Origin of the sequence: Aeromonas sp. FDAARGOS 1406, assembly GCF_019048565.1 — a bacterium.
Lineage (GTDB): Bacteria > Pseudomonadota > Gammaproteobacteria > Enterobacterales > Aeromonadaceae > Aeromonas > Aeromonas caviae.
In genome coordinates this window covers 586,044-603,873 of sequence record NZ_CP077378.1, presented here as the reverse complement: position 1 = coordinate 603,873, position 17,830 = coordinate 586,044, and the positions used below count along the sequence as shown (strand labels likewise).

Annotated in this window: 12 protein-coding genes and 1 pseudogene; 6 read left to right on the top strand and 7 right to left on the bottom strand. The window is 66.1% G+C overall.

Features of this window, described 5'->3' with window-relative positions:
* Nucleotides 1-414 precede the first annotated feature (414 nt).
* From I6L36_RS02790 to I6L36_RS02760, 7 genes are all read right to left on the bottom strand, one after another.
* Nucleotides 415-3,318: a DUF748 domain-containing protein gene (locus tag I6L36_RS02790; protein WP_109112114.1), complete on the bottom strand. Its 2,904-nt coding sequence runs from the start codon at nt 3,316-3,318 to the stop codon at nt 415-417.
* 283 nt (nt 3,319-3,601) lie between these two features.
* Nucleotides 3,602-4,015: a MerR family DNA-binding transcriptional regulator gene (locus I6L36_RS02785; RefSeq protein WP_010674587.1), complete on the bottom strand. Its 414-nt coding sequence runs from the start codon at nt 4,013-4,015 to the stop codon at nt 3,602-3,604.
* A 54-nt stretch (nt 4,016-4,069) separates the two neighbouring features.
* The gene (locus I6L36_RS02780; protein ID WP_109112106.1) at nt 4,070-5,041 is read right to left on the bottom strand and encodes a hydroxymethylglutaryl-CoA lyase; all 972 of its coding nucleotides are present in this window, start codon (nt 5,039-5,041) and stop codon (nt 4,070-4,072) included.
* Nucleotides 5,038-7,002, bottom strand: coding sequence for a biotin carboxylase N-terminal domain-containing protein (locus I6L36_RS02775; protein ID WP_111896675.1), 1,965 nt, complete (start codon nt 7,000-7,002; stop codon nt 5,038-5,040). Before I6L36_RS02775 ends, I6L36_RS02780 begins: the two co-directional genes overlap by 4 nt.
* A complete protein-coding gene (locus I6L36_RS02770) occupies nt 6,999-7,847 on the bottom strand; it encodes an enoyl-CoA hydratase-related protein (protein ID WP_042878770.1) in 849 nt (282 codons plus the stop codon). Before I6L36_RS02770 ends, I6L36_RS02775 begins: the two co-directional genes overlap by 4 nt.
* A 9-nt stretch (nt 7,848-7,856) precedes the next feature.
* Nucleotides 7,857-9,473 (bottom strand): carboxyl transferase domain-containing protein, encoded by a 1,617-nt coding sequence (locus I6L36_RS02765; protein WP_111896674.1) that lies wholly within the window; start codon nt 9,471-9,473, stop codon nt 7,857-7,859.
* Nucleotides 9,470-10,618 (bottom strand): isovaleryl-CoA dehydrogenase, encoded by a 1,149-nt coding sequence (locus I6L36_RS02760; protein ID WP_109112914.1) that lies wholly within the window; start codon nt 10,616-10,618, stop codon nt 9,470-9,472. The genes I6L36_RS02765 and I6L36_RS02760 overlap by 4 nt, the downstream gene beginning before the upstream one ends.
* Before the next feature lie 257 nt (nt 10,619-10,875).
* Here I6L36_RS02760 and I6L36_RS02755 point away from each other — a divergent pair.
* From I6L36_RS02755 to I6L36_RS02730, 6 genes and pseudogenes are all read left to right on the top strand, one after another.
* Nucleotides 10,876-12,386: pseudogene (locus I6L36_RS02755) on the top strand (CoA-acylating methylmalonate-semialdehyde dehydrogenase).
* Between the two features lie 79 nt (nt 12,387-12,465).
* A complete protein-coding gene (locus I6L36_RS02750) occupies nt 12,466-13,623 on the top strand; it encodes an acyl-CoA dehydrogenase family protein (protein ID WP_109112912.1) in 1,158 nt (385 codons plus the stop codon).
* Between the two features lie 118 nt (nt 13,624-13,741).
* A complete protein-coding gene (locus I6L36_RS02745; protein WP_010674596.1) occupies nt 13,742-14,533 on the top strand; it encodes an enoyl-CoA hydratase in 792 nt (263 codons plus the stop codon).
* A 78-nt stretch (nt 14,534-14,611) separates the two neighbouring features.
* On the top strand, nt 14,612-15,715 hold the full coding sequence (locus tag I6L36_RS02740) for an enoyl-CoA hydratase/isomerase family protein (RefSeq protein WP_109112916.1): 1,104 nt from the start codon (nt 14,612-14,614) through the stop codon (nt 15,713-15,715).
* A 40-nt stretch (nt 15,716-15,755) separates the two neighbouring features.
* Nucleotides 15,756-16,688, top strand: coding sequence for a 3-hydroxyisobutyrate dehydrogenase (mmsB, locus tag I6L36_RS02735; protein ID WP_109112911.1), 933 nt, complete (start codon nt 15,756-15,758; stop codon nt 16,686-16,688).
* Nucleotides 16,689-16,749: 61 nt separating this feature from the next.
* A complete protein-coding gene (locus I6L36_RS02730) occupies nt 16,750-17,511 on the top strand; it encodes an SDR family oxidoreductase (protein WP_111896673.1) in 762 nt (253 codons plus the stop codon).
* Nucleotides 17,512-17,830: the final 319 nt, after the last annotated feature.

Here is a 17,830-nt window from a genome sequence, read left to right as displayed (position 1 = left end):
CGCTGTCTACCGTATTTTCATCGCCAAACCTGAGCACCCCTGAGGCCAAAAAATACGCCAATATGCCATCAGACAAGAGGTATCAATAACCGGTTCAATGCAAGCAGCCTGACTGCCTGTCCGCGGCTTCGGCATGGTTGAGCAAGGGGCATTGCGCCGGGCTAGCGAGCTGACGAGGTGGATATCTGAAACAAAGGGTCAGGATGGGGGTGATAAAGTGTTGAACGCGAGCTTGGGTTCTGCAGTTGGCCTTATTCAGTGACGCAGATTGTTGCTGGATAGCCGAGAGGGCTGGCCGGATGAAGGGGGAAAGAAGGAACGCGGGCATGTGCTTGGCAACAGCCCTCGAAAGAAGGGCTCAATCCCAAAGAAGAGGGGGAATGGCATCCCCCTCATCCTGCTGATGTCACCGGCTCAATCGTCCAGGGTCAGTACCACCTTGGCCTCCTTGTCGGCCTCCTTGACCTGGCTGTCCAGCACAAACAGCCGCTCCGGCGCGATCCCCTGGCGGTCTACCAGAAACTCCTTGGTGTTCTGGGCACGGCGCATGGCCAGATTGCGCAGGGACTTGGCGGTGATGAGCTGCTGATCCCGCAGCAGGATAACCGCCTGGGCGCGCAGGGCCGGACTCGCTTCATCGAGCTTCAGCCGATCGGCCAGATCCCCGAGATCTTCGTTGAAACGGGCCTCATAGGCCTCTGCCAGTGCCGATTGCATGGCGGGGTCCTGCTCCAGCAGATCGAGATCCACCGGGTTGCCGGTGATCTTGGCCAGCACCCGCTCGAGCTTCTGGCGCTGTAAGATGGGGCGCTCCTCATTGAAGTTGACCTTGCCGCGAATGTTCATGCTGAGCTTGGGTCTGTCCTTGAGGGCCTGTGCCAGCTTGGTCAGCTTCTCCTGCTGAGTGGGAGTGAGATCCGGCTCACCAGGCAGGAAGGGCAGCTCGTCCAGATCCTCGCTGCCGCCCGCTAGGGAGGCGAGCAGCGAGAAGGGGGAGGTGACCGCCTTGCGCAGGGTGTTGCCTAGCACGTCCCAGAAGATGTTGCCGAGGCTGAAGTCAGGCTGATCCAGATTGCCCTTCACCTTCAGGTTCATCTGGATGACGCCGTTGGCATCGCTCAGCAGAGCAACCGCCAGCCCCAGCGGCAGATCCTTGGCCTGCTCGCTCTTGACCTTTTCCCCCAGTTGCAGCTTCTTGATGGTGATGTCGTTGTCCCCCTCCAGACGGTTGCCGTGCAACTGGTAGTTGAGCTTCATGGAGAGCTGGCCCTTGTCGATGGCGTAACCGGCGTAGGTGCTGGAGTAGGGGGTGAAGGTGGTGAGCTCCAGGTTGTTGAAGGTGACGGCCACGTCCAGCACCGGCTGCTCGATCAGCAGGTTGGTGCCGCCGCGAATGGTTACCGGGGCGTAGCGGTCCACCTTGCCGTTGAAGGCCAGCTCGGAGCGTTGGCCCGGGATGTTGCTGATGTGGCGACTCTGGCCACTGAGGGAGGCGATGTCCACCACGAATTCCGGGCTCAGGCTGCGATCGGCAAAGCGCAGGTTGCCCTGCTCGGTGCGTACCTGGGCGATGCTGACGCGGGGGGCCGGCCCGCTGCTGGCGGGCTTGGCCGTGGCCGGTTGCGGCAGCAGCAGTTGCTGCACGTTGGTGACCCTGTCCTCGTTGATCTCGATGCGGGCGAAGGGTTTGCGCAGCAGGATGTCGTCGATCTTCACCTGCTGGCTGATGCCGTCGTAGTGCAGGCCGCTCAGTTGCAGTTGCTCAATTTGCAGCAGGCGCTGGTTGTCGGCCCGATCCAGCACGTTGAGCCGATCGATATCGAGCCCGCCGCTCAGCTCCAGCTTGCTCAATGCCCCCTTGGCATCGGTGGCCAGCGCCAGCTTGGTGCGGCTGGCAAGCTGGCCGTCGCGCACACTGATGCGCAGCAGATCTTGCAGATAGGGCTGGGCCCAGCTGAGCGGCAGACCCTGTTGCTTGATCTCGCCGTTGAGGCTGAAGGGCGCCAGGGCGAGGTCGCCGTCAAAGTCCAGTTTTGCCTGGTTGTTGAGCGCCCCGCTCAAGGTGAGCGGGCTGCTCTGTCCGCTCTGACTGCCCAACGGACCCAGGGCCAGCGTCAGGGCAGAGAGCTCGCGCAGCAGCGGCTTGCCGCTGCTCGATTCGGTCAGCTTGAGCTGGCCCTGTTCGATGCGGGTCTGCTTGAGGCTCCAGCGCCAGGGTTTGGCCGGGGCGGCCGGTTTGGCGGCTTTACTGGTTTTGACCGGCGGCTGCAGGATCAGCAGGGTCGCCAGATCCAGCTGCTGGTTGGCATCGAGCATGGCACTGACGGCCGGGGCCTTGAGCGTCACCCGGTCGATCTGCAGCGCCTGCTTGCTGCCGTCGAGCGTGATGCCGGTCAGCGCCAGCTGCTTGAAGCGGGCAAATTCGCCGCCCTTGCGGCGCTGAAGCTGCCAGTCATTGAGGGTCAGCTTGCCCTTGGAGAGTTGCCAGCCTAGCCCCTGCTTGCCCTCGGCAATCTGGTAGGAGATTTCGGCACTGGCCTCGCCTTTGGCCAGCTTGACGTCGAGATAGGGGGCCCAGAGGGGGGCGAAGGGGGCGATGGCCACCTTGCCAAGGCTGAGGTTGCCCTTGCCGGCACCGCTCATCATGTCGAACTCTCCTTCGGCCTTGAGGGGGCTCTTCTCGTTGACGGTGGCGCTCAGGCGATAGGGGTTGAGCACCCCCTCTGCGCTGGAAAATCCGGGCAGGTGCAGGGTGAGCTTGTCCAGGGTGAGGGGCGGCACCCACCCCGGACTGTTGGGCTTGCGGCTGTCCCGGTAGCTGAGCCGGCCCTGCTCGACGGACAGCTTGCCGATAGTCACCAGCACGGGCTCGGCGCTAGCTGGCGGTGTTTGCTCCGGCGCAGGGGCGAGCAGGGAGGCCAGTGCATCGGTCAGGTTGAAGCGTGCCTCCCCCTTGAGATCCTCGAGGCGCACCAGATCTGCCCTGGGGGCGGTCAGGGTGGCCTCTTCCAGTACCAGGGCGCGCTGCTGCCAGCTCGCTTTCAAGGCGGGAATGAGCTTCAGCTCTTCAAATGACACCAGTGCTTGCTGCTGGTCATCGAGCAGGGCGCTGGGCCCCAGCACGAGGGAGGGGGAGCGGATCCCCACCTCTATCTTGCCAAGGGAGAGGTGCAGACCGTAATGGGTGGCAAGCCAGCCGGGGAGATGGCGCTGGATGAGGGTCGGCGCCTGCCAGAGCAGGATGGTGATGCCGATGAGCAGGAGCGCGAGAAGATAGAGGGCATAGCGCAGCAGACGAGCGGGCAGAGGCTTGAGCATGATGGTCTCCATTTGATGCGCATATGGTAGCAATTAATCGTGCCCGGTTCATGGGAAGGACTCATGAGGTGCGCCGCACTCTGACCGGGCTGGGGAATTATTGTGCGACCAAGGCCGGATTTCCCCCGTTTGCCCCACCTCGCCGCTTGCCCAAACCGCCCAGTCTGTCCGGCATGTCGCGATGGGCGATGTGGGGAACAAGGGGGTTGCCGGGTCAGGGCTTGCCACTGCGAATATCCACTGGAAAATCGGGATACCGGGGGCGAGATACCCCCAGAGTCTGTCAATCCCCGTCGGTTTTCAAGCCGCCGAGGGAGTGGATGCAGCGCTGCTCGGCGGCATCGAGCTCGGCCATCACCATCTGGATGTCCTCTAGCTGCTGGCGCAGGGAGTGGCGTCTGGCTTCGATGAGCTGGATCATGGAGTGAAGCTGCATCCGGCTGGAGCGGTCGGTGTCGTACATGTCGAACAGTTCGCGGATCTCCGCCAGGCTGAACCCGAGGCGCTTGCCGCGCAGGGTCAATTTCAGGCGGATCCTGTCCTTGTGGCTGTAGATGCGGGTCTGCCCCTCCCGGGTCGGGGTGATGAGCCCCTCGTCCTCGTAATAGCGGATGGTGCGGGGGGTGATGTCGAACTCCTGGGCCAGCTCCGAGATGCTGTAGGTCCTCTCCTTGCCACTGGCGTGTCTGGCTCTCATGGTGCGCCCTCCTGATGAGATGGCGGGGTCCTGGCACAGCGGCAAGGGCCGGGTTCATGATGCATGATGGCCTCCCGGGGTGCGCTGCTCGCGCTCTTGTGCGAGGCGCAGTCCCCTCCCGTGCAGGGCCTGGCCGACCCGTGAGCCGTTGGGGCGCCCCAGCAGCTCGCTCACCCACTGGCCGGTGGCGGCCAGCTGGTCGAGGTCGACGCCGGTGCTCATGCCAAGGCCGTGCAGCAGATAGACCACCTCTTCCGACGCCACATTGCCGGAGGCGCCGGGGGCATAGGGGCAGCCGCCGAGCCCGGCCACCGAGCAGTCGATGGTGCGGATCCCGCGCTCCAGCGCCGGCAGCAGGTTGGCCAGCCCCTGGCCATAGGTGTCGTGAAAATGAACCGCAAGCCGGCCCGCCGGGATCTCGTGCAGTACCGCATCCAGCATGGGAGCCACGGTGCCCGGGGTGCCGACGCCGATGGTGTCGCCGAGGGATATCTCGTGGCAGCCCAGATCCAGCAGCCGCTCGGCCAGGGCGGCGACCCGTTTCGGGCGGGTCGGGCCGTCGAACGGGCAGGCGATGACGGTGGAGAGGTAGCCGCGCACCTTGATGCCGAGGCTGCGCGCCTCCTGCACCAGGGGGGCGAAGCGTACCAGGGACTCTTCCACGCTGATGCCGATGTTGGCCCGGGTGAAGCCGTCCGAGCAGGCGGTGAAGAGGCCTATCTCGTCGGCGCGTGCGGCGATGGCGGCCTGCAGACCCTGCAGATTGGGCACCAGGGCACCATAGCGGGTCGGCCCCCTGCGCGGCAGGGCGTTGAAGAGTGCGGCGGAATCCGCCATCTGCGGCACCTTTTTGGGGGAGACGAAGGCCCCCACCTCGATGCGCTGCAACCCGCTCTCGGCTAGGCGGGCGATGAACGCCAGCCGCTGCGCCAGGGAGAGGGTCGCAGCTTCATTTTGCAGGCCGTCCCGCGGCCCCATCTCCACCAGGCTGACCTTGTCGTCCCGGTTCTCGTGCGTGTGGCTCATGAGCGCTCCTCCTGCGCGGTATGGTCCTCGACAAAGCGCACCAGCACGGCGCCCTGGCTCACCTGTTCCCCCTGGCGGCACTGCAGGGCCTCAATCACCCCGTCCCGGTCGGCCTTTAGGACGTGCTCCATCTTCATCGCCTCCAGCACCAGCAGGGGTTGCCCCTTGCTGACCGGCTGGCCGGCCTCGACCTGCAGCGCCACCACGATGCCGTGCATGGGGGCCAGGATGCCCGGGACATGGCTCGTGTCATGATCATGGTGGAGCTGATGATGCTGATCATCGAGCGAGAAGCGGATGCGCCTGCCCGCCAGGTGCAGCAAATAGGCGCCCTCGCCGAGGGGCTGCACCGGATAGCGCTGCCAATGTCCACTCTGGCACAGGCGGATCTGATCTGACCCGAGTTCAAACGGGATCTGCTCGCCCTGCCAGAGCAGGGCGCCCCCTCGCTCGGCGAGGGTGAGAGTGCGGGTCTCCTCGCCGATGCGCACCGTGGCGCAAAAGCGGCGGGTGGGGCCCAGCCGAAAGCCTGCGGCCTGCTGCCAGGGGGAGGCATCGCGCTTGCAAGTGGCGAGCCAGAGGGTGGCGAGGGGCCAGGCGAGCGCCGGAACGGGCAAGGTGTCGGTGGGAATGGGCCACTGGGTGTGGTGGCGCATCGCCAGCACCTCTGGCGCTTCGCACAGGCGCTGCAGGAGCGGGCCGTTGTGCACCAGAGGGCCGAGATCCAGGGCTGCCAGGGCATCGGCCAGGGTGGCAAAGGCTTCGCTGCGGCTCGGTGCGTGGGCGACGAGCTTGGCGATCATGGGGTCGTAATAGGGGCTCACCTCATCGCCAGCGGTGACGCCGGTGTCGATGCGCACCCCCTTGGGCCAGGTGAGCCAGTGGATGGGGCCGCTCGCTGGCAGAAAACCGGCGGCCACGTCCTCGGCGTAGAGGCGCGCCTCCACCGCGTGGCCACGCAGCACCACTTCATCCTGGGTGAGGGGCAGCGGTTTGCCCTCGGCCACCGCCAGCTGCCAGGCCACCAGATCCTGACCTGTGATGGCCTCGGTAACCGGATGCTCCACCTGCAACCGGGTGTTCATCTCCATGAAGAAGAACTCCTCCTTGCAGAGCAGAAACTCGATGGTGCCGGCCCCCCGATAGGCGATGGCCTTGGCCGCCGCCACGGCCGCCTCGCCCATGGCGCGGCGCAGGGCAGGGGAGATGTCGGGGGCGGGGGCCTCTTCGATCACCTTCTGGTGGCGGCGCTGCAAGGAGCAGTCCCTGTCCCCCAGATAGATGGCGTTGCCAAGGGCATCGGCAAAGACCTGCACCTCCACGTGGCGGGCGCGGGGGAGATAGCGCTCCAGCAGCACATGGTCGTCGCCAAAGGCGGCACTCGCCTCCCGCTTGACCGCCGCCAGGGCGTCGTCAAAGTCGGCCAGCTGATCGACCCGGCGCATCCCCTTGCCACCGCCGCCGCTGGCCGCCTTGATAAGGAGCGGGAAGCCCACCTGGCTCGCCTGATCGCGCAAAAAGCCGGGGTGCTGATCCGCGCCGTGATAACCGGGCAGCACGGGGACGCCGGCTGCCTGCATCAGCGCCTTGGCGCCCGACTTGTCCCCCATGGCGAGGATGGCGGCGCCGCTTGGGCCGACAAAGCGCACGCCCCGCTGCTCGCAGGCGGTGGCAAAGTCGCTGTTCTCGGAGAGGAAACCGTAGCCCGGGTGGATGGCGTCGGCATTCGCCTCTTTGGCAATCTTGAGCACCTTGCCGGTGTCGAGGTAGCTCTCCCGGGCGGGGGCCGGCCCCAGATGCCAGGCCTCGTCGGCTTCGCGCACGTGCATGGCGCGGGCGTCGGCGTCGGAGTAGAGGGCGATGGTGTGAATGCCGAGGCGTCGTGCTGTCTTGATGATGCGCACGGCGATTTCACCGCGATTGGCGATCAGCAGGCGCTTGATGGGAGTGTGATGGGTCATGCTTCGTCCTTGAAACGGGGGCGCCAGGTGGGGGGGCGTTTGTCGAAGAAGGCCTGGATCCCCTCCTGTGCCTCGAGACCGACCCGTACCCGGGCGATGGTCTCGACGGTCTGCTCTTCGTGCTGGTGGCCTGGGCGCCCTTCGAGGGCGGCCAGCAGCCGCTTGGTCTCCTTCATCGCCTGGGGGCCGTTGCGACATAACCGCAGGGCCATGGCGCGTCCCTCCGCCAGCAACTGATCAGGCTGGCTGAGCCTGTGCACCACGTTGAGTCGGCAGGCGGTGATGGCATCGAAGGGCTCCGCGCTCAGCATGTAGCGGCGGGCCTGGCGCATCCCCATGGCGCGCACCACGTAGGGGCTGATCACCGCAGGCACCAGTCCCAGGGTCACCTCGGAGAGGCAGAAGCGGGCATTTTCGCTGGCCAGCACGATGTCGCAGGCGCAGACAAGGCCTAAGGCTCCGCCGTAGGCGGCCCCCTGCACCAGGGCCACCGTGGGGAAGGGCAGCTCGTCCAGTGCCTGCATCAGGTGGGCCAGCACCCGGGCGTCCTCGCGATTCTTGTCAAAGGCGCGGGGGTCGAACGCCTCCCCGGCCATCTTGCGCATCCACTCGAGATCGGCGCCCGCGCAAAAATGCGGCCCCTCGGCGCGCAGCAGCAGCACGTGGGGGCGGTCGGCCAGCGGCTGGCCGTGGGCCAACTCGTCGAGACAGTCGAGCAGCCCCTGCATCAGGTCGGCATCGAGGGCGTTGTGACGGGCCGGGCGGGCGAGCACCAGCTCGATCACCGGGCCGTGGCGCTCAAGGCGAAAATGGGCAAGGGGATCGTTGAAGAGCGGGTCTGACATATGAACTCCTTACATCCGGAAGATGCCGTACTGCCCAGGGCCAGGCTCGGCCCCCTGGCAGGCCGCCAGCGCCAGGGCCAGCACGGTGCGGCTCTGGGCCGGGTCGATGACGCCGTCATCCCACAGGCGAGCACTGGCGTAATAGGGGTGACCCTGGCGCTCGTATTGCGCGATCACCGGGGCGCGAATGGCGGCCGCCTCCGACTCGCCCAGAGTCTTGCCCTCGGCGGCCAGCTTGTCCCGGCGCACCTGCACCAGCACCCCGGCCGCCTGCTCGCCCCCCATGACGGAGATGCGGCTGTTGGGCCAGCTGAAGAGAAAATCCGGTTCATAGGCGCGCCCGCACATGCCGTAGTTGCCAGCGCCGAAGCTGCCGCCGACGATCAGGGTGATCTTGGGCACCCGGCTGCAGGCCACGGCGGTCACCAGCTTGGCGCCGTGCTTGGCGATCCCCTCTTTCTCCGCCGTACTTCCTACCATAAAACCGGTGATGTTTTGCAGAAACAGCAGCGGGATCCCCCGCTGGTTGCAAAGCTGGATGAAGTGGGCTCCCTTCTGGGCGCTGTCGCTGTGCAGCACGCCATTGTTGGCGAGGATCCCCACCTGCATGCCCTCAATGCGGGAAAAACCCGTCACCAGGGTAGTGCCGAACAACGCCTTGAATTCGTCAAACACAGAGCCATCCACCAGCCGGGCGATCAGTTCTCGTGCGTCATAGGGGCGCTTGAGACTGGTGCCCACCAGGCCGTAGAGCTCCTCGATGGGGTAGTGCGGCTCATCATAGGAGGGAGCGGATGGGGCCGGTGACGCCGCCGTCTGGCTGTCACCCAGGTTGCTTACCAGGGTGCGGGCGATGGCCAGGGCATGGGCATCGTCCCGGGCCATGTGATCCGCCACCCCGGAGTGGGCGCAGTGTACCTCGGCGCCGCCCAAGGCTTCTGCGCTGATCTCCTCGCCGGTGGCGGCCTTGACCAGGGGTGGGCCCGCCAGAAAGAGGGTGGCCTGCTCCCTGACCATGATGGACTCGTCCGCCATGGCGGGCACATAGGCGCCGCCGGCGGTGCAGAGCCCCATCACCACCGCCAGCTGGGGGATGCTCTGGGCCGACATGCGAGCCTGGTTGTAGAAGATGCGGCCAAAATGCTCCCGGTCGGGGAACACCTCGTCCTGCATCGGCAAAAAGGCGCCGCCGGAATCCACCAGATAGAGGCAGGGGAGGCGCAGCCGCTCGGCAATGGCCTGGGCGCGCAGGTGCTTTTTCACCGTGAGGGGGTAGTAGGTGCCGCCCTTCACGGTGGCGTCATTCACCACCAGCATGCACAGGCGCCCCGAGACCCGGCCGATGCCGGTGAGGATGCCAGCGGCGGGCACCGGTTCGTCATAGACCTGCCAGCCGGCCAGGGCCGAGAGCTCGAGAAAGGGGGAACCCGGGTCCAGCAGCTGGTCGATGCGCTCCCGGGGCAGCAGCTTGCCACGGGCCTGGTGGCGGGCGTTGTTGGCCGCGCCCCCGCCCTGGGCTATCTCCTCCAGGCGGGTATTCAGATCGTCGACCAGTGCCTGCATGGCGGCCCGATTGGCCTCATAGTCGGGGCTCGCGGTGTCGAGACGGGAGTGGATCCTGCTCATGCGCTCTCTCCCATCAGCTCGCGGCCGATGAGCCAGCGGCGGATCTCCGAGGTGCCGGCGCCGATTTCGTAGAGTTTGGCGTCCCGCAGCAGGCGGCCTGTGGGGTATTCGTTGATGTAGCCGTTGCCGCCGAGCAGCTGGATGGCATCGAGGGCCATCTGGGTGGCGTTCTCGGCGGCAAACAGGATGGCGGCGGCGCAATCCTTGCGGCTGGTGCGGCCCTGATCGCAGGCGCTCGCCACCGAATAGACCAGCGCCCGGCTGCTGGCGAGACGGGTATACATGTCGGCGAGCTTGCCCTGCACCAGCTGGAACTCGCCGATGGCCTGACCGAACTGCTTGCGCTCGCGCACATAAGGAAGCACCACGTCCATGCAGGCCTGCATGATGCCAAGGGGGCCTGCTGCCAGCACCACCCGCTCGTAGTCGAGCCCGCTCATCAGTACCTTGACCCCGCCGTGCAGGGGACCCAGCAGGTTCTCCTGTGGCACCCGGCAGTTGTCGAACACCAGCTCGCAGGTACTGGAGCCGCGCATGCCGAGCTTGTCGAGCTTCTGGGCGGTGGAAAAACCGGGAGTCCCCGCCTCGACGATAAAGGCGGAAATCCCTTTGGGCCCGGCGGCGGCATCCGTCTTGGCATAGATGACGAAGGTGTTGGCATCGGGCCCATTGGTGATCCACATCTTGTTGCCGTTCAGCACGAAGTGATCTCCCTCGCGCACCGCAGTGAGGCGCATGCTCACCACGTCGGAGCCGGCACCCGGCTCGCTCATGGCCAGCGCCCCCACGTGTTTGCCGCTGACGAGGGAGGGCAGATATCTCGCCTTCTGATCAGGGGTGCCGTGGCGGTGGATCTGGTTGATGCAGAGATTGGAGTGGGCGCCGTAGGAGAGGCCGACCGAGGCGCTGGCGCTGCTCACCTGCTCCATCACCAGCACATGGGCCAGATAGCCGAGGTTCACCCCGTCATACTCCTCCGCCACCGTGATGCCGTGCAGCCCCAGCTCACCCATGCGGGGCCAGAGATCCCGGGGGAAAGCGTTGCTCTGATCGATCTCGCTGGCGCGCGGTGCGATCACTTTCTGGCAGAAAGCCTCGACCTGTTCGGTCAGGGCCTGGAGGGTTTCATCCATCAGGGCATGCATCCGTGCTCTCCTTGGTGCAGTGGACTGCCGATTTCCCCTGCCATCAGGGTGATGACTGGTCAGTCCATTCGTGATTCAAGTTTACGTTAGCGTAAACGTAAATGAGTTGTTAGTCTAAGGTAAATTCGATGGCAGCCCGCCGCAAGGGGCTACCCGGGCAGAGGAGCGCAAGGAGTGAACAGGATGTGCAACAGCAACATGGATGTGGCCGGCCCAGGGTGGCCTGCCATCGCCTGCCAACGGGCTAGGAGGGGGGCATGAGCCAGCATCGCACCCAGTACGGGGATCTGCCGCTCTACATCGGTGGCGAGGCGTGTCCGTCCGCAAGCGACGAGTGGATAGAGGTGACCGACCCGGCGGACCAGCATCTGCTGGCGCGGGTGCCGAAAGCTACCTCTGCGGAAATTGAGCTGGCGGTGCGCACCGCCCACGACGCCTACCTGCAGTGGCGGGAGGTGCCTCCCTCCGAGCGGGCTCGGGTGATGTTCAACTACCAGCATCTGTTGAAAGTGCATCATGACGAGCTGGCGACCCTGCTGGCCCAGGAAACCGGCAAGAACCTGGCGGATGCCAAGGGGGATGTGTGGCGCGGCATCGAGGTGGTGGAGCAGGCCTGCGCCATCGCGAGCCAGACCCTGGGGGAGACCATGGGCAACGTGGCGCGCCGGGTGGATGGCCACTCCTGGGTGCAGCCCCTCGGGGTCTGCGTCGGCATCACGCCGTTCAACTTCCCGGCCATGATCCCGCTCTGGATGTTCCCGCTGGCGGTGGCCTGCGGCAACGGCTTCGTGCTCAAGCCCTCCGAGCAGGATCCTCTCACCCCCATGCGCCTGGCCGAGCTGTTTACCGAGGCGGGGGCCCCCAAGGGCATTCTGTCGGTGGTGCATGGCGGCGCCGAGCAGGTGGATGCGTTGCTGGCCCATCCCGATGTCAAGGCAGTCAGTTTCGTGGGCTCGGCCCGGGTGGGCGGTCACGTCTATCGCAGCGCCACGTCGCAGCTCAAGCGCGCCAGTGTTTTGTCGGCGCCAAGAATCACATGGTGATCATGCCGGATGCCAACAAGGCGCAGGTGCTCAGCAACTTGGTGGGAGCCGGAGTCGGCGCCGCCGGTCAGCGCTGCATGGCCATCAGCGTGGCGGTGTTCGTGGGGAGCGCCCGGGAGTGGATCCCCGAGCTCGCCGCCGAGTTCGCCAAGGTGAAACCCGGCGTCTGGCACGACCCCGAGGCGGCTTATGGCCCCCTCATCAGCCCGGAGGCGAAAGTCAGGGTGGAGGGGCTTATCGAGGCGGGGATTGCCGAGGGAGCCGAGTGCCTGCTGGACGGCCGTTTTTGCGACGTGCCCGGTTACCCGGTGGGCAACTGGGTGGGACCGACCCTGTTTCGCGGCGTGACCCCCGAGATGCGCATCTACCAGGAGGAGATCTTCGGGCCCGTGCTGGCCTGCCTCGAGGTGGGGAGCCTGGATGAGGCGCTTGCCCTCATCAACGCCAACCCCTATGGCAACGGCACCTCCCTCTTCACCGGCTGTGGCGCCGCCGCTCGCAAGTTCCGCCACGAGGTGGCGGTGGGCCAGGTGGGGATCAACGTGCCCATCCCGGTGCCGCTGCCGTTCTTCTCCTTCACCGGCTGGCGTGGCTCCTTCTACGGGGATCTGCATGCCTACGGCAAGCAGGCGGTGCGTTTTTACACCGAGACCAAGACGGTCACCGAACGCTGGTTCGACGAAGACATTCCCAGCGGCCCCAATATGACCATTCAGCTGCGCTGATGGCAGGTTGCCCACTTTGCCCTGGTGCCCCCATTGACAGCAACGGATCGACGGAACAAATACAAAGGAAGCGAACAAGATGGATTTTACCCTGACCGAATCCCAACGGGCCTGTGTCGAGTCGGCCGGCGCCTTCTCCGATCTGGCGCTCAAACCCCACGCCGCGCGCTGGGACAGGGAGCACGAGTTCCCCATCCCCACCATCAAGCAGGCGGCGGCGCTGGGCCTGTGCGGCCTCTATACCCCGGAGCAGTATGACGGCCTGGGCCTGAGCCGGCTCGATGCCAGCCTCATCTTCGAGCGCCTCGCCATGGGCTGCACCTCCACCACCGCCTATCTCACTATCCACAACATGGTGAGCTGGATGCTGGGTAGCTGGCTGCCTGCCGAGGTGGCCGAGGAGTGGGTACCGAGGCTCGCCAGCGGCGAGCTGCTGGGATCCTACTGCCTCACCGAGCCGGGGGCGGGCTCCGACGCCGCGGCCCTCAAGACCCGTGCCGTGCGCGATGGCGAAGATTACCTCCTCGATGGCAGCAAGGTGTTCATCTCGGGCGCCGGCTGCACCGACGTGCTGGTGGTGATGGCCCGCACCGGTGGCGAGGGGGCCAAGGGGATCTCCGCCTTCATGGTACCGGCCCAGACCCCCGGCGTGAGCTACGGCAAGGCGGAGGAGAAGATGGGCTGGAACAGCCAGCCGACCCGGGAGGTGAACTTCAGCGCCGTGCGCATTCCTGCTCGCTTCCGGCTGGGGGAGGAGGGGGAAGGGTTCAAGTTCGCCATGCGGGCGCTCGATGGGGGGCGAATCAACATCGCCAGCTGTTCGCTGGGCACTGCCCAGCAGGCTCTCAACGATGCCCTGGCTCATGTGCAGCAGCGCCAGCAATTCGGGCGTCCGATCAGCGAATTCCAGAGCGTGCAGTTTCGCCTGGCCGACATGGCCACCGAGCTCGCCGCCGCCCGCCTGCTGGTGCGCCAGGCGGCCGCCAAACTCGATGAGGGCAGCCCGGACAAGAGTGCCTGGTGCGCCATGGCCAAGCGTTTTGCCACCGACGTGGGGCACCGCATCTGCGACGACGCCCTGCAACTCTTTGGCGGCTATGGTTATATCCGCGAGTATCCGCTTGAGCGCTATCTGCGCGATACCCGGGTGCACCGCATTCTGGAAGGGACGAATGAAGTGATGCGGCTCATCATCGCCCGCCGCCTGCTGGCCGACCCCGGCCTGGCGCTGGAGTAGCGGGAGTAGCCTGCCCTGAGGACGCAGTCGGCACGTCCTCAGGCTTTGTGAGCCAGGTGCAGGTTGGCTCCATTCAACCCTGTCATCATGGGGCAGTTTTTTTGACAAGGACAACGCAATGACAAGGATCAGGCTCGAATATCACGGCCACGTGGCCTACATCACCCTCGATCACCCACCCGCCAACACCTGGACGCTCGCCAGCCTGAAAGCCTTCTTGCAGATGATGGTGGAGCTGGATGGTCGCCCCGACGTGGTGGCCCTGGTGATCCGCGGTGCCGGAGAGAAATTCTTCTGCGCCGGCGCCGATCTCAAGATGTTCGCCGACGGCAGCCTGGCGCATGCCCGCGAGGTGGCCGAGGCCTTTGGCCACGCCTTCGAGGCGCTGGCCCGCTTTCACGGGGTCAGCATCGCCGCCATCAACGGTTATGCCATGGGAGGGGGGCTCGAAGTCGCGCTGGCCTGCGACATCCGCATCGCCGAGCAGCAGGCCAAGCTGGGCCTGCCGGAGGCCTCGGTGGGCTTGCTGCCCTGCGCCGGCGGCACCCAGCGCCTCACCGAGCTGGTGGGGCCGGGCTGGGCCAAGCGGATGATCCTCTGCGGCGAGAAGGTGAGCGCCACCCTGGCCTACGAGATGGGGCTGGTGGAGGAGGTGGTGACCGAGGGGCACGCCTGGGAGGCGGCGCAGCAGATGGCCCAGCTGGTGGAGCGCCAGAGCCCGAGCGCCCTGCGCGCCTGCAAACAGCTCATCAATCAGGGGCGAAGCACTCACAGGGACGCGGCGCTGCCGCTCGAGCGCAGCCTCTTTCTCGCCCTGTTTGACGATGCCAACCAGCGCGAAGGGGTGGCGGCCTTCCTGGAGAAGCGGGCCCCGCGCTGGCGATACGACCAATCCAAACCGAAAGAGTGAGGGAGTGAAGGATGAATGAGGTAATGATGGCGGCCCGCCATGTCGCAGGGGCAGATACCCGGTCTGCGGGGGCTGCCCATGAGTGAGCCCGTGCGCATCGAGACCCACCCCACGGCGGATGGCCGCTACATCGGCATGCTGACTCTGGACAGCCCCGCCTCCCTCAACGCCCTGAGCCTTGAGATGATCCAGTTGTTGCAGGGGGCGTTGACCCGCTGGGAGCAGGATCCGGCCATCGTCTGCGTGCTGCTGCAGGGGGCCGGCGAGAAGGCATTCTGCGCCGGTGGCGACATCCGCTCCTTTTATTACCGCAAGCAGGAGGCGAGCCACTCTGAGTTGTTCGGCTATGCCCGCGACTTCTTCCTGCAGGAGTACCGGCTCGATCATCACATCCACTGCTACGGCAAGCCCCTTGTCTGCGTGGCGGACGGCATCTGCATGGGGGGCGGCATCGGCCTCTTTGCCGGGGCCGCTTTTCGGGTGGTGACGGAGAAGAGTCTGTTCGCCATGCCGGAGGTGACCATCGGCCTCTATCCGGACGTGGGGGCCAGCTGGTTTTTGAGCCGGATGCCGGGGCGGCTCGGACTCTGGCTCGGCCTCACCGGTGCCCGCTTCAACGGGGCGGACGCCATCGGCCTGGGGCTCGCGGGTCACGCCATGGGGAGCCGCGAGCGGGCCGAGCTGCCGGCGCGCCTCGCCGCCCTCGACTGGTCCGCAGGCGACCCCTGCGAGCGGATCGAGGTGCTGCTCACCGGTTTGCAGCGATCCCTTGGCCAGACGCTGCCGACCCCCGTGCTCTTGCCCCACCAGGCCCGCATCGATGCGCTGTTGACCGGCCGCTCCCTGCAAGGGGTGCTGGCACGCCTCGAGGGCGCCGAGCTGGACGAACCGGCGCTGGTTCAGGGGCGGGAGACCTGCCTTCGCGGCAGCCCCATTAGCCGCGCCATTCTCTGGCGCCAGTTCTGGCAGGCACGGCGCCAGTCCCTGGCCGAGGTGTTTGCCGACGAGCTGACGCTCTCGGTCAACTGCGTGCTCAGGGGGGACTTCGTGGAAGGGGTGCGGGCGCTGCTCATCGACAAGGACAAATCCCCCCGCTGGCAGGCGCCGCAGGCAGGCGAGGCCTGGCTGGATGCCTTCTACCGCTGGCCCGAGGGGAAAAATCCCCTGAGCCCTGCCTGCTGAGGCGCGGGACCCACGAACGGAACATATCAAGGAGCAGATCATGACAAGGATTGGATTTATCGGGCTTGGCAACATGGGGGGGCCCATGGCCGCCAACCTGGTCCGGGCGGGGCACAGGGTACAGGTGTTCGACCTGGTGCCGGAGAGCCTGAGCCGGGCGATCGCCGCCGGCTGCATCGCGACCGCCGATGCCCGGGAAGCGGTGAGCGACTGCGATCTGGTCATCAGCATGCTGCCCGCAGGGGAGCATGTGCGCAGCCTCTGGCTGGGCGAAGGTAGCGGTGAGCAGGGCGGCCAGGATCTGCTGGCGGCCCTGCCCACGGGCACCCTGGTCATCGACTGCTCCACCATAGACGTGGCCTCGGCCCGCCGGGTGGGGGAGGCGGCGAAGTCGCGCGGCATCCGCTTCATCGATGCCCCTGTCTCGGGGGGCGTGGCCGGCGCTGCGGCAGGGACGCTGACCTTCATCGTTGGCGGCGAGGCGGCGGACTTCGAGGCGGCCAGGCCCGTGCTTGCCTGCATGGGGCAGAACCTGTTCCACGCCGGGGCGCTCGGGGCGGGCCAGATCGCCAAGATGTGCAACAACATGCTGCTCGCCATCCACATGGCGGGCACTGCCGAGGCCCTTGCCCTCGGGGTGAAAGAGGGGCTGGATCCCGCCGTCCTCTCCACCATCATGGGCAAGAGCTCGGGCAACAACTGGAGCCTGGAGCGTTACAACCCCTGGCCCGGGGTGATGGAGAATGCCCCGGCGTCGCGCAACTACCAGGGGGGCTTCATGACCCGGCTGATGGTGAAAGACCTGGGGCTCGCGATGGCGCTTGCCGAACATGCCCACAGCGCCGTACCCATGGGAGCCCTGGCCCGCAACCTGTTCAACCTGCATGCGGCCAAGGGACCGGACACGCGGGATTTCTCCAGCATCGTCGAACTCTATCGAGATGCGGAGCTGGATCAGACCAAGGTGGGTTGAGCCGGCGCGGCCATCCCCTTTATCCACCCATTTATGGCCGGGCAACCGGCAAGGAGCATCCATGGATATCACGCAGAAGGTCATCGCCATCACGGGGGCGGGCAGGGGGCTCGGCCGCGCCATCGCCCTGAGCCTCGCTGAGCAGGGCGCGGTGCTCGCGCTCATCGACGTCAACCGCGCGGATCTGGAGGTGACCGAGGCCGAGGTGCGCAGCCGTGACGGCCGCTGCGCCCTCTTCGTCTGCAACGTGGCGAGCGAGCCCGAGGTGGAGGCGACCTTCGCCGCCATCGACGAGCAGTTCGGCGTCCTGCACGGCCTCATCAACTGCGCCGGCATCCTGCGGGATGGCATGCTCATCAAGGTGAAGGAGGGAGAACTGCTGGAGAAGATGAGCCTGGCCCAGTGGCAGGCCGTCATCGACGTCAACCTCACCGGCACCTTCCTGTGCGGGCGCGAAGGGGCGGCGCTGATGGCCAGGGGGGGTCAGGGGGGCGTGATCATCAACATCTCTTCCATCGCCCGGGCCGGCAACATGGGCCAGAGCAACTATGCCGCCAGCAAGGCGGGGGTAGCCTCCCTGGTAGTCACCTGGGGGCGGGAGCTGGCCCGCCACGGCATCCGGGTGATGGGCATCGCCCCCGGGGTGTTTGCCACCGACATGACGGCGGCCATGAAGCCCGAGGCCATGGCCCGCATGCAGCAGGCCATCCCGGTGGGAAGCCTGGGGGAGGCGGCGCAGCTGGCCCACACGGTACAGTTCATCCTCGCCAACGACTACCTGTCGGGTCGGATGATCGAGATAGACGGGGGGCTGCGGCTCTAGCTCGCCACTCGCTCATGGTGACCACTGCGCCCCGGATCCCGGGGCGTTTTCATGAGCCGTGCCAGCAGCCCGCAGGGATGAATAGCCATGCAGCCTTTTTCCTAAAAACCCCGGGTCACATCATGGAAAAACGTGAAAGATCAACGGGTCTCTCTTAATTTGAACCAGCTCACAGGCGAGGTGAGTGAGTGCTGTAGAATTGCGCGCGGTCAAGACGGTGCGTGATTGGCGCTGCGAAGGATTGCGGTCGGAATAGTCATGCAATATAGTTGCCGCCTTTTTCACGGGGTACGGATCTTTCGCCCCTCCCATGTCGCGC